The sequence below is a fragment of the Streptomyces sp. NPDC088252 genome (assembly GCF_044740965.1).
In the GTDB taxonomy this organism is placed as follows: Bacteria; Actinomycetota; Actinomycetes; order Streptomycetales; family Streptomycetaceae; genus Streptomyces.
Window position 1 is genome coordinate 190,631 of record NZ_JBIURS010000007.1, and the last position, 17,031, is coordinate 207,661.

Here is a 17,031-nt window from a genome sequence, read left to right on the forward strand (position 1 = left end):
AACTCGGTGTGCTCAGTGCGTCGGGGCCGACGGCGCCCCTGCCGCGGCGGCATTCTCCTGTGCGAGCCGCTCCATGCCGCTCTGCGTCTTGAGCGGCTTCTCCTTGATGAAGAGCACCGCGATCAGGGCGAGAAACGCGAAGGGGGCTCCGATCAGGAAGACATCCGCGGTCGCGACGCCGTACGCGTGCTCGACGACCAGCCGGGCCGGTGCGGGAAGCGTGGAGAGGTCGGGAACGCCGTGCCCGGTTCCCCCGCCGCCCGCCGCCCCGCCGAAGCCCTTCTCCAGCTCGCTCGCCACCCGGTGGCCCAGCACGGCGCCCAGCGCACTCGTGCCGATCGCCCCACCGAGGCTGCGGAAGAACGACAGCACCGAGGTCGCCGCGCCGAGTTCCGACGCGGGTACGTCGTTCTGGGCCGCCAGGACCAGGTTCTGCATCAGCATGCCGACGCCGACGCCGAGAACCACCATGTAGACGCTGAGCAGCCCGAACGAGGAGTCCGCGCTGATCGTGGACAGCAGGCCCATGCCTGCGGTCATGATGATGCCGCCTGCGATGAGGAAGCCCTTCCACTTGCCCCGGGCGGAGATGATCTGCCCGGCGATCGTCGTGGACAGCATCAGACCGAGGATCATCGGCAGGCTCATCAGGCCCGCGACGGTCGGAGACTTGCCGAGCGAGATCTGGAAGTACTGGGAGAGGAACACCGTGCCGCCGAACATGGCCACACCGACCAACAGGCTCGCCACCGTCGTCAGCGTGACGGTGCGGTTGCGGAAGATGTCCAGCGGGATCATCGGCTCCTGGACCCTGGATTCGACCACGACCGCCGCGACCAGCAGGACCAGACCGGCGGAGACCAGTGCGGCGGTCTGCCACGAAGCCCAGTCGAACCGGTTGCCCGCGAGGGTCACCCACAGCAGCAGTGCGCTGACCCCGCTCATGATGAGGACGGCGCCGAGGTAGTCGATCTTCACTTCTCTGCGGACCGTCGGCAGCTTCAGGGTCAGCTGGAGCAGCACGATCGCGAGAAGGGCGAACGGCACACCGATGAAGAAGCACCAGCGCCACCCCAGCCAGGAGGTGTCCACGAGCACACCGCCGATGAGCGGTCCCGCGACGGTGCCGACGGCGAAGACGGCGCCGAAGATGCCGGAGTACCGGCCGAGTTCACGCGGCGGAATGATCGCTGCCATCACCACCTGGGCCAGCGCGGTGAGACCGCCCGCACCGATGCCCTGCACCACGCGGCTCACGATGAGCAGGCCGACACTGTGCGAGAAGCCGGCGACGAGCGAGCCGACGATGAACATCGAGAGGGAGAGCTGGATGAGCAGCTTCTTGTCGTAGAGATCGGACAGCTTGCCCCAGATCGGGACGGTCGCCGTCATCGCCAGAAGCTCGGCGGTGACCACCCAGGTGTAGGAGGACTGGCTGCCGTGCAGATCGGCGATGATCCTGGGGAGGGCGTTGGAGACCACGGTGGAGGCCAGGATGGCCACGAACATGCCGGCCATCAGGCCCGACATGGCCTGGAGTATGTGGCGACGTGTCATGGCGCCTGGCGCCGCCCCCTCGGGCGCACCGGTTTCGGGTGTGACGGCAGCGGTCATCGGCTGACGTTCCTCATTCTCTGGTGAAGGGCCCCCGGCTGGGGGCTTCGGATGTGCTTCAGCCGCTCAGACCGTCGGCCAGCGAGTTGAACGCCTCGCGATAGATGCTCTGGAACGTGCGGGTACGGCCGGATGCCACCCAGAGCTCGACGGCGGCGCGCACGGCGGCGATCACCACATGCGCGAGAAGCCGAGGGTAGAGATCGGACTCGGGGTCCTGGCCGAGGCGTTCGGCCACGACAGCGACCAGGGCGCGCTCGTCCGCGCCCTGTGCGGCCAGGAATCCGGGAAGCAGCGAAGGACTCGTCCTGAGCACGGCCATCTGGAGTTCCCAGCGTTCGTGATCCTCCTCGATGTGGGCGAGCTCCTGGCCGATCGCCTCGCGCAGGGCATTGAGTGCCGTGAGTTCCTTCGGTGCGTTGAGTACCGCCCGACGGGCCCGCTCGGCGTTGTCCTGATCGGGACGGGTGATCGCGTCTTCCAAACAGGGGAAGTAGTTGAAGAAGGTGCGCACGGAGACGCCGGCCGCATCGGTGACCGCTTCCACGGTCACGTTCTCGATCCCACGGTCCGCGGCCATGCGCAACGCCACGTCCGCAAGGGCGTCACGCGTCGCACGCTTCTTGCGTTCGCGCAGTCCGAGAGACATGTCGTCGGCACTCATGGGGTGCATGCTATGTAATTTTGCGTGGTGTGCAAAATTCTTTTCGGTGTGGTCCTGGCGGACGATCTCTGCGCCGTGCCGGTTGCCCACCGCCCGCCCCGGCACGGGCGCCGGTCGACCGGGACCACGGGCGTTCCGCGCATGGGGCGAGTCGTCTGTCGCCGGGGGTCTGCAGCCCCCCGGCGGTGTCAGCCGCCGGTCAGCTCAGCCGGGCGTCGGCGTAGACGACCATCGCGTCACGCAGGTAGACGGCCAAACCGTCGGCGATCCTGTCGTAGTTCGCCCGGATTCGCGGGTCATCGACGTAGGTCTGGCCCAATCCCTTGTAGGCGACCGCGTTCGGGGACCAGAACCGACAGATGTCCTGATGATGGGAATCCACTTCGGCCTGCACCGCAGGATCGGCAACCGGCGTGCCGGCCACCATGAACTCCGCGATGCGGATCATCTGTGCCGTCACCTCACGCTGCCATTGCTCCTGATCCTCGGCGGTCATCGCCGCGACGGCCTTTCGGGACTGCTCCCAGGCCTGCGGCCACCGCTCGCGCACCTCCGCCTCGGCCTCTGCGTCGGCGTCGGAGTGCTCGAATCCCTCGAACAGGTTCTCCGGCCTGTTGATCCTTGCCATGTCGTTGTGTTCCTTGCCTTCCTCCAGTTCGGCGATGGTTCGCTCGACCGTGCGGGCGAGCGTCTCCAGCCGGTCACGCTCCCCGAGGAGCCGCCGGTGGTGCTCGCGCAACACGGTCACCTGGTCGGCCTGGCTGTCCAGGACCATCTGGATCTCGCGCAGTCCCAGGTCCAACTCCCGCATCAGCAGGATCTGCTGCAGTCGCAACAGACCGGCCTCTTCGTAGTAGCGGTGCCCGTTGCTTCCGATCCGCGCAGGCGGCAGCAGACCGATCTCGTCGTAGTGCCGCAACGTCCGGGACGTCACCCCGGACATCCGGGCCACATCCGCGATCGACCAGGCCATTGCCGTGCCTCCCATCACCCGGCCGGTCCCTCCGGCCACAGGGACGACCGTAGGAGTTGACGCAGCGGAAACCGCAAGCCGGAATGGGCGTACGTCGAGCGCGTTCGCGCTCCGCTCGACTTCGTCCGTCCGTGGCGGGCCGGGACCGCAGTTGGACGGAGGGGCGCCGGACCGGTCGAGCCCGGCGCCGGCGCCCCGTGGAGCGTACGCCGTCGGCTTCTCAGGCCGCGGTGGACAGGAGCGCCGGGGCCCGGCCACCGGGGGCAGGTCGTACCGGCCCCCCGTGCGTGGTGTGGGTCTCCGCGTCTCTCAGCAGGTCGAGCAGCGCGCCGCGGGCACGGGACACACGTGAACGAACGGTGCCGACCGGGCACCCCAGGGCCGCCGCGGCCTCCACGTAGGGGAGTCCGACGAGCTGGGTGAGCACGAAGGACTCACGGCGTTCCGCCGGGAGTGCGGCCAGGAGGTCGGCGAGTGCTATTCCGTCCTCGAACCCGGGCAGATCACGTGGTTGTGCCCTCTCGACCGCGGTCTGCCAGTCGTCCCGGTCCGAGATTCTGGGCCGGGCGGCGGCATGTCGGAGGCTGTCCACGACGGTGCGGCGGGCGATCGAGAGCAGCCAGGTGCGAGCGGAGGAACGCCCCTCGAACCGGTGGAGGCTGCCGAGAGCGCGCAAGAACGTTTCCTGAGTGAGGTCGTCGGCGGCTTGGGGGTCGGCGCCGAGGTGGGCGACGTAACGCCATACGTCGCGGTGCAGGGCGCGTACGAACCGGTCGACGGCGTCGGGGGAGCCGTCGCGTGCGGCCAGCGCCAGACGCGTCACGGGCTCGTCGGCGCCGTGGGTGTCGCGTGTGGTGCCGTCGTCGGCCGCGGCCGGTGGCTGGGCAGGGGGCATCGCCTGATGTCCTTCCGGGGTCCGGGATCCGGCTCCGCGTGTGCGCGGAGCCGGTGAGGTGTACGGCATCGCCCACGGGCGATGCCGATGCCCGAGGCGTGCGGTGATGGACACCGGCACGTCGGGAATCCGGCTGTCAGATGACAGCGATCCCGGACGGCGGACCCCGCGAGGTGAGGGCGTGGATGAGGAAGAGCTGCCGCGGGACGCGGGCTCGGTGGTCACGACGGCCGTGCAGGCGCGGCCGGTGAAGAGGTGTGGGGAGGCGCAGGAGCAGGCGCAGGGGCGCGATGATCCATCCCGCGCAGGCACGCAGCAGGCGGAAGGCGGCTTGCTCTCCGCAGGCCAGCCAGAGGCCGCAGAGCAGCGCCGCCAGTAGGTGGGCGGCCAGCATTCCGGTCGACGACATGCCGCCCATGTCGTGTCCGGTGGGCACGAGGGCCACGTGGTCCGTCATCGCCCGCATGCCGTGATGGGCGTGCTGCATCCCGCCCGGCATGGTCATGTGCGCGGCGCCGGGCGGTGGTTGGTGCAGTCGGCTGCCGAGGCCCGCTTCGGTGACGATGCGTACGGCTTCCGTGTCGGTGATCCGGGCCGAGCCCGTCGGCCCGCACAGCAGGGACCGGGCCCACTGCTGGGCGAAGGACACGCCGTCCGGCACCGAGGGACGAACCGTCGCCTGAGCCAGGGAGAAACCGGTGTGCAGCGCCGCTTGTGCGACCACCACCATCGAGGTCACCGTGAGAACGCCGCGTTCGCGGTCACCGAGGAGCCAGGCAGCGGTGGCAGTCGCGGTGAAGGCGGCGGCCATGGCCCACCAGGGGACGGCCGTACCGGACATGAGGACGTGGCCGAGGGCAGCGAGCAGCACACACGTCGCTGCGAACACCGCAGCGCGTACCGCGCGACAACCTCGGCCTGGAGTCATGGCTGGCCCATCCTTGCATTCCTCCCACGGTCGCCGCGGGTGGGTACGAAAAGTGCGAAGGCGACGGCCTCGGCGCTGTGACGTGTGGCGCACGCCACAGAATCGGTGGGGAACCGGACTGCCTTTGGCGCCGACTCCTGACGTGGCCGGGGAACGGCCAGTGGCGTGGGGCGGAGACATCGGTGCGGGCGGACGAGGTACATCGGCGGCGCAGGTGACAGGAGCTGACAGGTCGACGGCCTTGCCCACCTGTGCCACGGCGTTCTCGGTGCTGCAGCCCTTCCTGCTCGAAGCCCTCGGCCCGCGCCCGGTGGACGGACTGGGGATGTTGTCCATGACACTCACCCGGAGTCACAGCGCGGACACCACGGCGGGCATCGGCGCCGTGGAGCCCGCGAAGGGCGAGCCGGACCTCGTCGGTGTGGCGGCGGTGACGGCGGCCGGTTCAGCCGCCTGGCCGCACCATGACCGCCACGGTCTCGATCGGATCGCTGTGGCGGAAGTGCAGCACGAAGGGCAGCGTCTCGCCGGCCTGTCGATGGCCCTTCGGCTTCACCATCACGTCCACCGTGTTCGCCGACATGGCCAGCGTCCTCCCGGCCGGCACACCGGCGGAGCCGATCAGGCGCATGGAGCCCGCGCCGCCGTCGTGACGCACATGCCGGCTGAGCATGGCGCTGTCGACGGCCGCGGAGGTGACGGCCACCAGCCGGTCGTCCACCCCGCCGTTGTTGACGATCCGGAAGAACACCGCGGTGTTCCCCTCGCTGTTGTGGGGCACGAAGACCCGCCCGTCGCCGACCTCGATGCGGGGCGGGCTTCCGGCGGCACCCGTGGCGGTCCAGGCCGTGAGCCCGCCGAGCGCCACGGAGCAGGCCGTCAAGGGGGCGAGAGCGGCGACCAGCCCCTCGCGCAGGCGCCGCCGCGACGGAGACCAGCCGTCGGCGACCGCCGTTCGCCCCGAGGTCCTTCATCGCGGAGTCCTTCGTCATGACGTCCTTCCTCGGTGATGCGGAACCCGGGAATCGGGATGCCGTGCGGGGGACGGCTGGCCAGGTGAGACGACCACCCCGTCGGTGGCGACCCGTTCGCCAGGACGTACCACGAACTGCTGCCCGGCCAGCAGTCGCTCGACAGGCACTCTTCGCTCTCGCCCGTTCTCCCGCACGGTCACGTCCTTGACGGCCAGCCCGGCCAGTGAGCGCAGGGCCTCACCCGTACCGCTGCGGGCCCGCGCTTCGAGGAACCGGCCGGTCAGGACGAACAGCGGTACCGCGACAGCGGCCTCCAGATAGACGTGTCCGATCCCGCCGTCGGCGGACGGAAGCAGGACGAAGGGCATGCGCATGCCCGCAGCGCCCGCTCCGCCGAGAGAGAGCGCGTACACGGACCAGCACAACGATGCGATGACTCCGAGGGAGACCAGGGTGTCCATCGTGGCCGAACCGTGTCGCAGCCCGCGCAGCGCCTGCAGACGGAAGGGCCAGGCGCTCCACACGGCAACCGGGGCGCACAACATGAAGCACAGCCACTGCCCGTTGCGGAACTGCAGTGAAGGCACCATGGACCGCACGAGCACCGGCACGGCGAGCAGCGCGGTGATCAACAGCCGATCGCGCTCGGGCACTGCCGCGTCCCGAGCTCGGTCCGACCGGCCGGTCGCTGCCCGCGGTTCGGTCACCGGCGTGAGTTCGGCCGTGTATCCGGCCCGTTCGACTACGGCCACGAGATCGTCCGCCGTGACCGCGGCGGGATGGCTCACCCTGGCCCGCCCGGTGGCGGGATCGACCGTGGCAGTCACCCCGCCGAGCCGGGTGAGACGCTTCTCCACGCGGTTCACGCACGCCGCGCAGGTCATCCCACCGATGACCAGATCGGTGGTCGTGAGGGTGCTCGTGGACCGGGCAGTCGTCATCGTCCATCACCTGAGCACATGTCACCCATGTCGTGACCGCGTGGTTCTGACCGACCGCCACCACTGTCACCGACAGGGGTGGAGCGCATTCCCGGGGCGACCGGGCCGACGGCGGAGCCGACCTCGTACGACACGGCGAACATCGCCACCAGCAGTACGAGGAAGCCGGTCAGCGCGGGTGGCGGCACGTACCGGGAAAGGAAGCCGCCGACAGTGCGCAGGAATGAAGGCTGGTCTTTCATCGCCGCTCCGGTTACGGGCACGCGCGAGAGGTGAGGCGCGTGGAGGAGGATGCCGAGGGGGAGCAGACGGACGGTGTCGCTCGACCCACGGCTCCCATGCTGACGTGCGCGGATGACCAGCCGTCCCCGTCGGAGGCCGTGCTCGTACGTGACTCTTCTCCCCTCAACCGGCGGGAACCCTGGGGCCAGTTGCGACGACTTCCTCGGGTCCCGCCCGGCGACCGACCCTGCGGGTTCTCCGGACACCGCCTGGACCCGCGTACTCGACGGCGAGTGGTCCCTCCACCTCTTCACTCCCCAGCTGCCCGAATTCGACCGCATTTTCCGACGGGCCGTCAGGGCCGCGTAGGGACGCTGCGCTTCCGGATCGAGCGGCGGGGGCGCGCCCTCGACGTCACACACGGGCGCGTTTCCGAGGCGGAGTTCCGCCACGCAAATATCCGCGCTGTGTACGTCAAGTCGTCGCGGATTCGGGATACTTCGAGCGGCATGCCCGTACGGGTGCGCGGCGGGCCGCCGCACGGGGTGCGCCGAGCGCGGCACCCTCGCGGGCCCCGCGCGAAGAGGGCGAGACGTGTGGTCGCGCCCGCCCGGTTCGGTCAAACGACAGGTACGGAATGTTCAACCTCTGACCAAGAAATTGACGCGACGGGGCTGGAAATCGTCGTTGCAGGCCCGGGAATCGCATCCCCTCAGCAGCGGATATGTCTGATCGCGTCCATGTGGTCACGCTGAGCATCGAATTTTCGTACCCCTGGCCCGCCCATGCCGGGCGTACGGTCTCAACAGAATGTTGATCAAGATTCAAAGCGTCCCGGATGCGGGGGGCTTTGGTGATTTCGTCATGTCCTCAAAGGAGAAGACATGCCTGCAGTGGAACAGGTGGTGCAGGCGAAGAACTGGGCCTCTACCCGCGCCGGACAGATACAACTGCGCGGCGTCGCCCAGGTCGCACTCAGCTCGAACGCATGGGCCGGGCTGCTGTTCACCGTGGCGCTGTTCGTGGACGGATGGCGACTGGGTGTGTACGGCCTGCTGGGTGCTGCCTCGTCCACCGCCGCCGCGGCGCTCCTGGGAGCCGACCGGAAGGGATTGGCCAACGGGCTGCAGGGCTACTGCGGTTGCCTGACCGGGATCGCCCTCGTCGTCCGGCTCGGCACCTCGTGGCAAACCGCCGTGCTGGCCGTGCTCGGCGCGGCGGTCTGCTCGGTGCTGAGCGCCGCGGCGGGCCGCCTCCTCGGTCCCCTCGGGCTGCCGGTGCTGACGGCCCCCTACTGTCTGGTCGCCGGGGCGCTGGTGGTCACGTTGTCCAAGGCGCCGGTCGCCGCCGGTCCGGCCGCACGCGTCTCGGGATTCACGACCACGACAGCCGCGGAGACCGGGCGGGCGCTCTGCAACAACATCGGTCAGATCTTCTACCTGGACAAGTGGTACGCGGGCCTGATCCTGCTCGTCGGGCTGCTCGTCGCCTCGCGGATCGCCGCCGTCGCGGCGATCGGCGCCAGCGTCGTCGCGTTCCTGACCGCCTGCCTGACAGGACTGCCCGCCGACCGGATCACCGAGGGGCTGTACGGATACAACGCGGTGCTCTGCGCGATCGCGCTGACAGCCACCTTCCTGACTCCCACTCCGTGGACCGCCGGGTACGCCGCGCTCGCCGCGGCGGCCTCCGTCCCGTTCACCGCTGCCTGGGAAGCAGTTGCCCAGCCCTCCGGCGGATACCCCTTCACCTGGCCGTTCACCGTGACGACCTGGCTCTTCCTGGCGGCTGGTCCACTCCTGGGCCGGCCCGGCATCTCGTCCGAGAAAGCAATGTGACGCCATGAACCTCGCACCGCGGGAAATCGACAAACTCCACGTCTATGTGGTCGCGGACCTGGCCCGCCGCCGCAGGAACCGGGGAACCAAACTCAACTACAGCGAAGCCGCAGCCCTGATCACCGAGGCCGTCCTGGAGGCCGCGCGTGACGGCCGCACCGTCGCCGAATGCATGGAGTTGGGCCGCAAGGTCGTCTCCGTCGACGACGTGATGCCCGGAGTGCGGGAGATGCTCACCGTCCTCCAGGTCGAGACAGCCTTCGTCGACGGGACGAAGCTGGTCACCTGCCACGACCCGATCAGCGCCTGAAACACCGAGGAGACACAGATGTCTGGCGGAGCTCATTACCTCTACGGGGACGACCCCGTCGAGATCAACGCCGGCCGGGCCAGGATCACACTCACGGTCGCCAACACCGGTGACCGGGCCGTGCAGATCGGCTCGCACTACCACTTCTTCGAGATCAACCGCGCCCTGCGCTTCGACCGCGAGGCCGCCTACGGCATGCGCCTGGACATCCCGTCCGGCACCGCTGTGCGCTTCGAGCCCGGCGACACCCGCGAGGTGGAGCTGTGCGCCTTCGCCGGCACCGGGCGGCTCACCGGCTTCGCCGCGCTCGTCAACGGGGGACTGTCGGCCCCGGACACCAAGCGCGTCGCCCTCCGTCGCGCGGCGGAGCTCGGCTTCACACACGACGACAGCGACACCGAGACCGACCACGAGGGGGCCCGTACCTGATGGCGATCATCCCGCGCAAGCAGTACACGGATCTGTTCGGTCCCACCGTCGGCGACCGCTTCCACCTGGCCGACACCAATCTGGTCGTCGAGGTCGAGTACGACCACAACGCCGGTTCCTACGGGGAAGAGGCCGTCTACGGGGGAGGCAAGGCCATCCGGGACGGGATGGCCCAGGACCCCTCCGTACTCAACCGCGAAGGCGCCCTGGACCTCGTCATCACCAATGTTGTGGTGCTCGACCCGGTTCTGGGTGTGGTCAAGGGCGACATCGGCGTACGCGGCGGCCTGATCGTCGGTGTCGGCAAGGCGGGAAACCCGCATCTGCAGAGCGGAGTCGACCCCAAGCTCGTCATCGGCCCCGGCACCGAGGTGATATCCGGCGAACACCTCATCGCCACCGCCGGGGGCGTCGACACGCACATCCACTTCATCGCGCCCCAGCAGGCCCAGGAGGGTCTGTCCAACGGCATCACCACCTTCTTCGGCGGAGGCACCGGGCCGACCGACGGCTCCAACGGCACCACCTGCACCCCCGGCCCGTGGAACATCCACCGGATGCTGGAGGCTGTGGAGGACCTGCCGGTCAACGTGGGTCTGCTCGGCAAGGGAAACGGCAGCCTGCCCGAGGCGCTGCGCGAGCAGGTCGAGGCGGGCGCGGCCGGACTGAAGGTGCACGAGGACTGGGGCGCCACCCCCGCCACCATCGACACCGCGCTCCGGGTAGCAGACGAGCACGACGTCCAGATGGCCATTCACACCGACACCCTCAACGAGGGCGGCTTCTACGAGGACACCCTGTCGGCCATCGACGGCCGGACCATCCACACCTTCCACACCGAGGGCGCCGGTGGCGGTCACGCCCCCGACATCATCCGGGTGTCCGGCGAGGCCAACGTACTGCCTGCCTCCACCAACCCGACCCTGCCGTACACGATCAACGCGGTGGACGAGTTGCTGGACATGGTGATGGTCTGTCACCACTTGTCCCGCGACATCCCCGAGGACGTGTCGTTCGCCGACAGCCGGGTGCGGGCCGAGACGATCGCGGCCGAGACCGTTCTGCACGACCTCGGCGTGATCAGCATCTTCTCGTCGGACTCCCAGGCAATGGGGCGGGTCGGCGAGTCCTTCGTCCGCGCCTTCCAGACGGCACACCACTGCAAGGATCTGCGTGGTCCGCTGGCCGAGGACAGCTCCCGCAACGACAACGCGCGTGTCCTGCGGTATCTGGCCAAGCTGACGATCAACCCCGCGACCGCCGTCGGTGCCGCGGACGTGATCGGCTCCCTGGAGCCCGGCAAGCTCGCCGACATCGTGCTCTGGCCGATCCACTCCTTCGCGGCCAAGCCCAAGATGGTCATCAAGGGCGGAATGGTCAACTGGGCGCTGATGGGCGACCCCAACGCGTCGCTGCCCACACCGCAACCGGTGTACTACCGGCCGATGTTCGGCACGTACGGCCGTGCCCGGCAGCGCACGTCGGTGACCTTCATGTCCCAGGCATCCATCGCCGCGGGCGTCCCCGACAAGCTGGGGCTGCAGCGGCGGATCGAACCCGTGCAGCGCTGCCGGACCATCGGCAAGGAGCACATGGTGCGCAACGACGCGCTGCCGCGCATCGAAGTGGACCCGGAGACGTACAAGGTCACGGTCGACGGCGAGCCCGCCACCATCGAGCCGGCGGAGCGGCTCCCGCTCAACCACCTCTTCTACATCGTCTGACCGTCCTCGACCGCCGTCACCGGCCGGACCACCTCGGACGGCCCCCTGGCACGAACGGAATCCCCGGCGTGAACGACCCGATGCCGATCCCGGCGCTGCTGACCGGACTCCAGCTCACCGACTCGGCTTTCCCCAGCGGCTATTACACCCTCTCCCACGGCCTGGAAGGCTTCCAACAGGCCCGCGCGGTCACCCCGCGCGGCCTGCCCGCCCTCCTCCAGGACCTGTTGCGCAACAGTGCGGGGCCGGCCGACGCGACCGCCCTCGCCCTCGCCCACCGTGCGGTCACCGCCGACGACTGGGCGGAGGTGGTGGCCGTGGAACAGCGGTTGCATGCCACCAAATTGGGTCGAGAGGCCCGGCAGGCTGCCGTCCGCACCGGACGGCAGCTGCTGGACCTCGCCGGCGAGGTCTATCGCACACCACAGATCGAGCGATACCAGGCCCTCTACCGGGAGGGAGCCGTACGCGGCTGCCAGCCGGTCGTCGCCGCCGTCGTCCACGCGGCCAACGGACTGTCGACCCGCCAGGCGGTCACCTGCGAGCTGTTCGCCTTCGCGGCCAGTTTCGTGGGGGCCGCCGTGCGGCTGCGGCTGACCGACCACCGCCGGGCGCAGGTCGTGCTGCACGGGGCCGCCCCGGTGATCGAGGAGACCGTCGACGCCGCGCTGCGGCGGGAGTTGGCCGACATCGGAGGGTGTGTCCCGGTCGCGGATGTCATGGCCGGCCGTCACGAGCGCGCCGAGGCACGCCTCTTCGCCAGCTGAGAGCTGTCCCGCAATCCCTGGCGGATCAGCGCGCGGCGTCAGATGCACAGCCCTCAGGGATCGGCGAGCGGCACGGCACCGGGGCATGCGAACCCGGGGTGTTCCGGACGAAAGGCCCCATCATCCGCCCCTCCCTCCCTCACCTGGAAGACCACCACACCGGAAGGATCACCATGCACGACCCGATGCAGGCCAGGCACCACCACGACCAGGACGAGCTCATGCAGCGGCCCAAGGACGGCGTACTGCGCGTCGGCATCGCCGGACCGGTCGGCTCCGGAAAGACCGCACTCATCGAAGCGCTCGTGCCCGTGCTGATCGAGCGCGGCCGGACCCCTGCCGTCATCACCAACGACATCTACACCAGCGAGGACGCCGCGCACGTGCGCCGTACCCTCGCCGGGCTCCTCGACGCGGAGAGGATCGTGGGGGTGGAGACCGGGGCCTGCCCGCACACCGCGGTCCGCGACGACCCGACGATGAACCAGGCCGCCGCGGACGAACTCGTGGAGCGCTTCCCCGACGTGGACACCCTGCTCTTCGAGAGCGGCGGAGACAACCTGACACTCACCTTCAGCCCCGCGCTGGTCGACCTCTTCCTGTTCGTACTGGACACCGCCGAGGGCGACAAGATGCCGCGCAAGCGGGGCCCCGGCATCACCGAGTGCGAGCTGCTCGTCATCAACAAGGTGGACATCGCACCCTATGTGCGGTGCGATCTCGGCGTCATGGAGTCGGACGCATACCGCGTCCGGGACGGACGGCCGGTGGTGCTGACCAATTCCCTCACCGGAGAGGGACTCGACATCATCGCCGACTTCCTCCTGTCCCACGAAGCCGCCCAGGTGGCGGCCTCCGCGTGACCAAGGCGCCCGCGCGGCTGGAACCCGCGCACTACGAACCCCGGCGGGTACCGGCCCGGATGCTCGACCTCGCCGGTCGCCCGGACACGCTGGCCGCCGGGCGCCCCGGCAAGGTCGGCCTGCTCGAACTGCGCTACGCACGTGTGGGCGACCGGACCGAGCTCGTCGACCGCTATCAGAAGTCACCGCTGCAGATCATGCGCCCGCTCTATGTCGATCCGGCGCGGCCCGATCTGCCGGTGACCTATCTGATGTCGACCGGCGGCGGGGTCATCCAGGCCGACCGCAACCGGATCGACATCGACTGCGGCCCCGGCACCGCGGTGCACCTCACCACCCAGGCCGCCACCAAGGTCCACCGGATGGAGTTCGACCACGCGACCCAGGTCGTCAACCTCACGGCTGGAGACGGAAGTTACGTCGAGTACCTGCCGGACTCCCTGATCCCGTACCGGGACGCACGTCTCTACCAGCACACCAGGGTGACCGTCGATCCGACCGCCACCGTGCTCCTGGGCGAGACGATCGCGGCCGGACGGCTGGCCCGCGGTGAACGCCATGCCTACCGCATGCTCTTCAGTGACCTGGAGATCCGGCGTCCCGACGGGACACTCCTGGCCGTGGACAGCGTCCGCCTCGATCCGCAGGCGCCCGGCGCGGTCACCGGTCCGGCGGTCTTCGCGGACCACGATCTGATGGCCTCCCTGTACGCGGTCACTCCGCTCGCCCCCGCGACCCGGGTGGCGGACACCCTCCACGAGGCGCTTGTGGCCACAGGCCTGGCGTTCGGAGCGAGCACGCTGCCCGATGACTGCGGTGCGTGGGTACGCATCGTCGGGAGCGACTCACCCGCCATCACCCGAGCGATGCGCGTGGCGTGGGACGCGCTGCGGAGGCTGCTCATCGATGTCCCGGCCCCGGACCTGCGGAAGACCTGACCCGGCCGGATCCCATGACCCTTGCCTGTCCTCCGCGGCCGTTGGACAGGGGTGCGGGGGGTGCCGACCTCGGCCCCCCGCACCCCGGGGCAGGCGGGGTCGAGTGTGTGCGGGGCGGCGAGGCGCTGTCACCCTGGTCCCGCGCCGGGACCGCGGGACGTCACTGGCCCCGTCGGCTGCCCCGTTCGGGTGCCGTCGCAGGCCCGTCGAGACGCTCGATACGGCCCCTGGGATGTGATGCCACCCATAGGAGGTGCGTCACATCCTAAGGAGGCTAGGAGGACCGGCGCGGCGCGATCGGCACAAAAATGCCGCAGAATCTAGTATTTCGGACATTGCTCCTAATTTGGGTAGTACGTCACATTCTTGCGTCGGGTTCGGTCGGGCGTTAACCATGGCTGTCGTTGCGGGAGACCGCGACCGGGCCGGGCGGATCGCGTCGGACCGGATCGCACCGGCCCGCACGGCGGGGCTCCGCTCCGCAGGCCGCCGTGATCGAGACGGCGGGCACCACGTGACGTCCCCGCATTGGAGAGTTCCTTCCGTATGACCACGCACACGCAGTCCCGCACCTCCCGTATCGCCCGTATCCGTTCCCTGTCCGTCGCCGGTATCGCTTCCCTGGGTGCCGCGGCGGCCGCCCTCACCCTGACGTCCACCTCCGCCCAGGCCGCCGAGGTGAAGTCGGTGGGCGCCTCCGTGGCCAAGGTCTCGGCGGCCGACGGCAAGAGCGGCCAGGGGTACGGCAACAACCTCGACGGCTGGATCAAGCAGTCGCTGGCCATCATGAAGGCCAAGGGCATCCCGGGGAGTTACGAGGGGCTGCACCGCAACATCATGCGCGAGTCGGGCGGCAACCCGAACGCCCAGAACAACTGGGACGTCAACGCCCGCAACGGTGTGCCGTCCAAGGGTCTGCTCCAGGTGATCCAGCCGACGTTCAGCGCCTACCACGTCGACGGCACCGCGCACGACCTCACCAACCCCGTCGCCAACATCACCGCGGCCGCCAACTACGCCGCCCACCGCTACGGTTCGATCGACAACGTCAACTCGGCCTACTGAGCGGCGAACTCCACACCCGCCGCGTGAGCCGGGACCGGCACGGCAGCACCGAAGCTGCCCGTGCCGGTCCTTCGGCATGCCATTCGACGGGAGGTGAGCACGTCCGGGACATGCGGTGAACCTGTGGCCGGCCTCTTCCGGAGGGGCGTGGGTGAGACGTTCCGAGGTGTGCGCAGAAGGGCGGGTGGATCGGTGGTGTGATGCTTTCGCGCAACCCGAACCGCGTCTCTGCGCCACGGGCACGGCCGAAGGGCGTGCCCGTTACGACACGGCGTGAGCCGAAGACGCCGCCGTGGCCGCCGGTCCGCGCGGCCGCTCGTCCTCGATCGTGGCGTTCGAGGTGGTGTTCCGGGTGCCTGGCGCCCGGGCACGGTCACATCCGCGACGCGCGTGCGCGCCCCGCGCTCCGGTACGGCGGGTGCGTGCGCCAGGGCGATTCCCGGCCGTGATCGGGCCCCTCGGTGGTTCCCGGGGCGGGACGCGGGTCGCGGAGTTAGGCTTCCGGTGAACGGCATACCCGGGCGGAGGGTGTCGCCCGAGCCCGCCCACGAACCGTGGGTCCGGAGCGGAGGGGATGCCTCCGAGACGAGTTGGCCGAACATCGCGTAGACCATTTAGGTGACTGAGGCATCTAGTGGAGGGAGATCGGTAGGACTCCCTCCATCCTGTTTGCGAGGCCCGCCATGGCAGATACCGAGACCATCTCCTTCCCCCAGGACCGCACCTGTCCGTACCACCCGCCGACCGAGTACCGGTCCAAGGGCGACGGGCACCGGCCGTTGGCCCTGGTCAGACTCTTCGACGGCCGCCGGGTGTGGCTGGTGACCGGGCATGCCGAGGCGCGTGCGCTGCTGGTGGACCCGCGGCTGTCGTCGAACCGGGAGAACCCCGCGTTCCCGATGGTCACGGAGCGGTTGGCCCGGAGTACGAAGCGTCGCGTCGAACTGCTCGGCGTCGACGATCCCGAGCACAACGAGCGGCGCCGGATGCTGATCCCGAGCTTCTCCGTGAAGCGGACCGCCGCGTTGCGACCGAGGATCCAGGAGACCGTGGACCGGTTGCTGGACGCCATGATCGAGCAGGGGCCGCCCGCCGATCTGGTGAGTGCCTTCGCGCTGCCCGTTCCCTCCATGGTGATCTGTTCGCTCCTCGGCGTTCCGTACGCCGACCATGAGTTCTTCGAGGCTCAGTCGCGCAGGCTGCTGCGCGGCCCGGATGCCGCCGACGTAGAGGACGCACGGGCCGCACTCGACGAGTACTTCCGGACACTGATCGCGCGCAAGCGGGCCGAGCCGGGCGAGGGTCTGCTCGACGAGCTCATCGCCCAGCATCTCGACAGCGGAGCCATCAACCGCGAGGAACTGGTCCAGCTGTCAGAGATCCTGCTGGTGGCGGGCCACGAGACGACCGCGAACATGATCTCCCTGGGTACGTTCACCCTTCTCCAGTATCCGGACCAGCTCGACCGGTTGCGCACGTCCGAGGATCTGATGCCCAGCGCGGTCGAGGAACTGCTCCGGTTCCTGTCCATCGCCGACGCCATTTCACGGGTGGCCACGGAGGACATGGAGGTGGGCGGGGTGACCATCCGCGCAGGTGACGGCGTTGTGCTGGCCACTTCGGTGATCAACCGGGACGAGACCGTGTACGCGGCGCCGGACGAACTGGACCTCGGCCGGCAGTCACGCCACCATGTCGCCTTCGGTTTCGGGATCCATCAGTGTCTCGGCCAGAACCTCGCGCGCGCCGAGCTGGAGATCGCGCTGCGTACCCTCTTCGACAGGCTGCCGGAGCTGCGGCTGGCGGCGCCCGTCGACGAGATCCCGTTCAAGCCCGGCGACACGATCCAGGGCATGCTCGAACTGCCCGTGGCGTGGTGACCGGAC

At 69.4% G+C, this 17,031-nt stretch carries 16 protein-coding genes and 1 pseudogene; 9 read left to right on the forward strand and 8 right to left on the reverse strand.

Annotated features, from left to right (window positions below):
• Nucleotides 1-12 precede the first annotated feature (12 nt).
• The 8 genes and pseudogenes from ACIOHC_RS16875 to ACIOHC_RS16910 form a co-directional block, all read right to left on the reverse strand.
• Nucleotides 13-1,614: an MDR family MFS transporter gene (locus ACIOHC_RS16875; protein ID WP_365694284.1), complete on the reverse strand. Its 1,602-nt coding sequence runs from the start codon at nt 1,612-1,614 to the stop codon at nt 13-15.
• A 58-nt stretch (nt 1,615-1,672) separates the two neighbouring features.
• Nucleotides 1,673-2,278, reverse strand: coding sequence for a TetR family transcriptional regulator (locus tag ACIOHC_RS16880; RefSeq protein WP_351084465.1), 606 nt, complete (start codon nt 2,276-2,278; stop codon nt 1,673-1,675).
• Nucleotides 2,279-2,477: 199 nt separating this feature from the next.
• Nucleotides 2,478-3,251, reverse strand: a complete 774-nt coding sequence (locus ACIOHC_RS16885) for a MerR family transcriptional regulator (RefSeq protein WP_365694299.1) — start codon at nt 3,249-3,251, stop codon at nt 2,478-2,480.
• A gap of 220 nt (nt 3,252-3,471) precedes the next feature.
• Complete coding sequence (locus ACIOHC_RS16890) at nt 3,472-4,146, reverse strand: sigma-70 family RNA polymerase sigma factor (RefSeq protein WP_365694287.1); 675 nt, start codon at nt 4,144-4,146, stop codon at nt 3,472-3,474.
• 136 nt (nt 4,147-4,282) lie between these two features.
• Nucleotides 4,283-5,035, reverse strand: a complete 753-nt coding sequence (locus ACIOHC_RS16895) for a hypothetical protein (RefSeq protein ID WP_389637686.1) — start codon at nt 5,033-5,035, stop codon at nt 4,283-4,285.
• A 484-nt stretch (nt 5,036-5,519) separates the two neighbouring features.
• On the reverse strand, nt 5,520-5,957 hold the full coding sequence (locus ACIOHC_RS16900; RefSeq protein WP_365694291.1) for a copper chaperone PCu(A)C: 438 nt from the start codon (nt 5,955-5,957) through the stop codon (nt 5,520-5,522).
• A 177-nt stretch (nt 5,958-6,134) separates the two neighbouring features.
• Nucleotides 6,135-6,989 (reverse strand): annotated as a pseudogene (locus tag ACIOHC_RS16905) (cation transporter); the annotation flags it as partial.
• A complete protein-coding gene (locus tag ACIOHC_RS16910) occupies nt 6,986-7,231 on the reverse strand; it encodes a hypothetical protein (RefSeq protein WP_389637685.1) in 246 nt (81 codons plus the stop codon). The gene ACIOHC_RS16910 and the pseudogene ACIOHC_RS16905, both read right to left, overlap by 4 nt.
• A gap of 864 nt (nt 7,232-8,095) precedes the next feature.
• On the opposite strand from ACIOHC_RS16910, the gene ACIOHC_RS16915 reads away from it, so the two are divergent.
• The 9 genes from ACIOHC_RS16915 to ACIOHC_RS16955 all read left to right on the forward strand — a co-directional run bounded on the left by ACIOHC_RS16915 (nt 8,096) and on the right by ACIOHC_RS16955 (nt 17,025).
• On the forward strand, nt 8,096-9,049 hold the full coding sequence (locus tag ACIOHC_RS16915) for an urea transporter (RefSeq protein ID WP_365694295.1): 954 nt from the start codon (nt 8,096-8,098) through the stop codon (nt 9,047-9,049).
• 4 nt (nt 9,050-9,053) lie between these two features.
• Nucleotides 9,054-9,359, forward strand: a complete 306-nt coding sequence (locus ACIOHC_RS16920) for an urease subunit gamma (RefSeq protein WP_351084477.1) — start codon at nt 9,054-9,056, stop codon at nt 9,357-9,359.
• 18 nt (nt 9,360-9,377) lie between these two features.
• Nucleotides 9,378-9,788, forward strand: a complete 411-nt coding sequence (locus ACIOHC_RS16925) for an urease subunit beta (protein WP_351084479.1) — start codon at nt 9,378-9,380, stop codon at nt 9,786-9,788.
• Nucleotides 9,788-11,512, forward strand: coding sequence for an urease subunit alpha (ureC, locus tag ACIOHC_RS16930; RefSeq protein WP_389637683.1), 1,725 nt, complete (start codon nt 9,788-9,790; stop codon nt 11,510-11,512). Before ACIOHC_RS16925 ends, ureC begins: the two co-directional genes overlap by 1 nt.
• Before the next feature lie 80 nt (nt 11,513-11,592).
• A complete protein-coding gene (locus tag ACIOHC_RS16935; protein WP_389637732.1) occupies nt 11,593-12,279 on the forward strand; it encodes an urease accessory protein UreF in 687 nt (228 codons plus the stop codon).
• Nucleotides 12,280-12,500: 221 nt separating this feature from the next.
• The gene (gene ureG, locus ACIOHC_RS16940; protein ID WP_351084487.1) at nt 12,501-13,142 is read left to right on the forward strand and encodes an urease accessory protein UreG; all 642 of its coding nucleotides are present in this window, start codon (nt 12,501-12,503) and stop codon (nt 13,140-13,142) included.
• A gap of 59 nt (nt 13,143-13,201) precedes the next feature.
• Entirely contained in the window at nt 13,202-14,080 is an 879-nt protein-coding gene (locus ACIOHC_RS16945) for an urease accessory protein UreD (RefSeq protein ID WP_351084489.1), read from the forward strand.
• Nucleotides 14,081-14,626: 546 nt separating this feature from the next.
• Entirely contained in the window at nt 14,627-15,145 is a 519-nt protein-coding gene (locus tag ACIOHC_RS16950) for a transglycosylase SLT domain-containing protein (protein WP_401843073.1), read from the forward strand.
• 683 nt (nt 15,146-15,828) lie between these two features.
• Entirely contained in the window at nt 15,829-17,025 is a 1,197-nt protein-coding gene (locus ACIOHC_RS16955; protein WP_351085638.1) for a cytochrome P450, read from the forward strand.
• Nucleotides 17,026-17,031 lie beyond the last annotated feature (6 nt).

What these genes read in the sequence shown, in the direction of transcription:
- ACIOHC_RS16875 (WP_365694284.1), bottom strand. Translation starts at nt 1,614, where the DNA reads ATGACCGCTGCCGTCACACCCGAAACCGGTGCGCCCGAGGGGGCGGCG.
- ACIOHC_RS16880 (WP_351084465.1), bottom strand. Translation starts at nt 2,278, where the DNA reads ATGAGTGCCGACGACATGTCTCTCGGACTGCGCGAACGCAAGAAGCGT.
- ACIOHC_RS16885 (WP_365694299.1), bottom strand. Translation starts at nt 3,251, where the DNA reads ATGGCCTGGTCGATCGCGGATGTGGCCCGGATGTCCGGGGTGACGTCC.
- ACIOHC_RS16890 (WP_365694287.1), bottom strand. Translation starts at nt 4,146, where the DNA reads ATGCCCCCTGCCCAGCCACCGGCCGCGGCCGACGACGGCACCACACGC.
- ACIOHC_RS16910 (WP_389637685.1), bottom strand. Translation starts at nt 7,231, where the DNA reads ATGAAAGACCAGCCTTCATTCCTGCGCACTGTCGGCGGCTTCCTTTCC.
- ACIOHC_RS16915 (WP_365694295.1), top strand. Translation starts at nt 8,096, where the DNA reads ATGCCTGCAGTGGAACAGGTGGTGCAGGCGAAGAACTGGGCCTCTACC.
- ACIOHC_RS16920 (WP_351084477.1), top strand. Translation starts at nt 9,054, where the DNA reads ATGAACCTCGCACCGCGGGAAATCGACAAACTCCACGTCTATGTGGTC.
- ACIOHC_RS16925 (WP_351084479.1), top strand. Translation starts at nt 9,378, where the DNA reads ATGTCTGGCGGAGCTCATTACCTCTACGGGGACGACCCCGTCGAGATC.
- ureC (WP_389637683.1), top strand. Translation starts at nt 9,788, where the DNA reads ATGGCGATCATCCCGCGCAAGCAGTACACGGATCTGTTCGGTCCCACC.
- ACIOHC_RS16935 (WP_389637732.1), top strand. Translation starts at nt 11,593, where the DNA reads ATGCCGATCCCGGCGCTGCTGACCGGACTCCAGCTCACCGACTCGGCT.
- ureG (WP_351084487.1), top strand. Translation starts at nt 12,501, where the DNA reads ATGCAGCGGCCCAAGGACGGCGTACTGCGCGTCGGCATCGCCGGACCG.
- ACIOHC_RS16945 (WP_351084489.1), top strand. Translation starts at nt 13,202, where the DNA reads ATGCTCGACCTCGCCGGTCGCCCGGACACGCTGGCCGCCGGGCGCCCC.
- ACIOHC_RS16950 (WP_401843073.1), top strand. Translation starts at nt 14,627, where the DNA reads ATGACCACGCACACGCAGTCCCGCACCTCCCGTATCGCCCGTATCCGT.
- ACIOHC_RS16955 (WP_351085638.1), top strand. Translation starts at nt 15,829, where the DNA reads ATGGCAGATACCGAGACCATCTCCTTCCCCCAGGACCGCACCTGTCCG.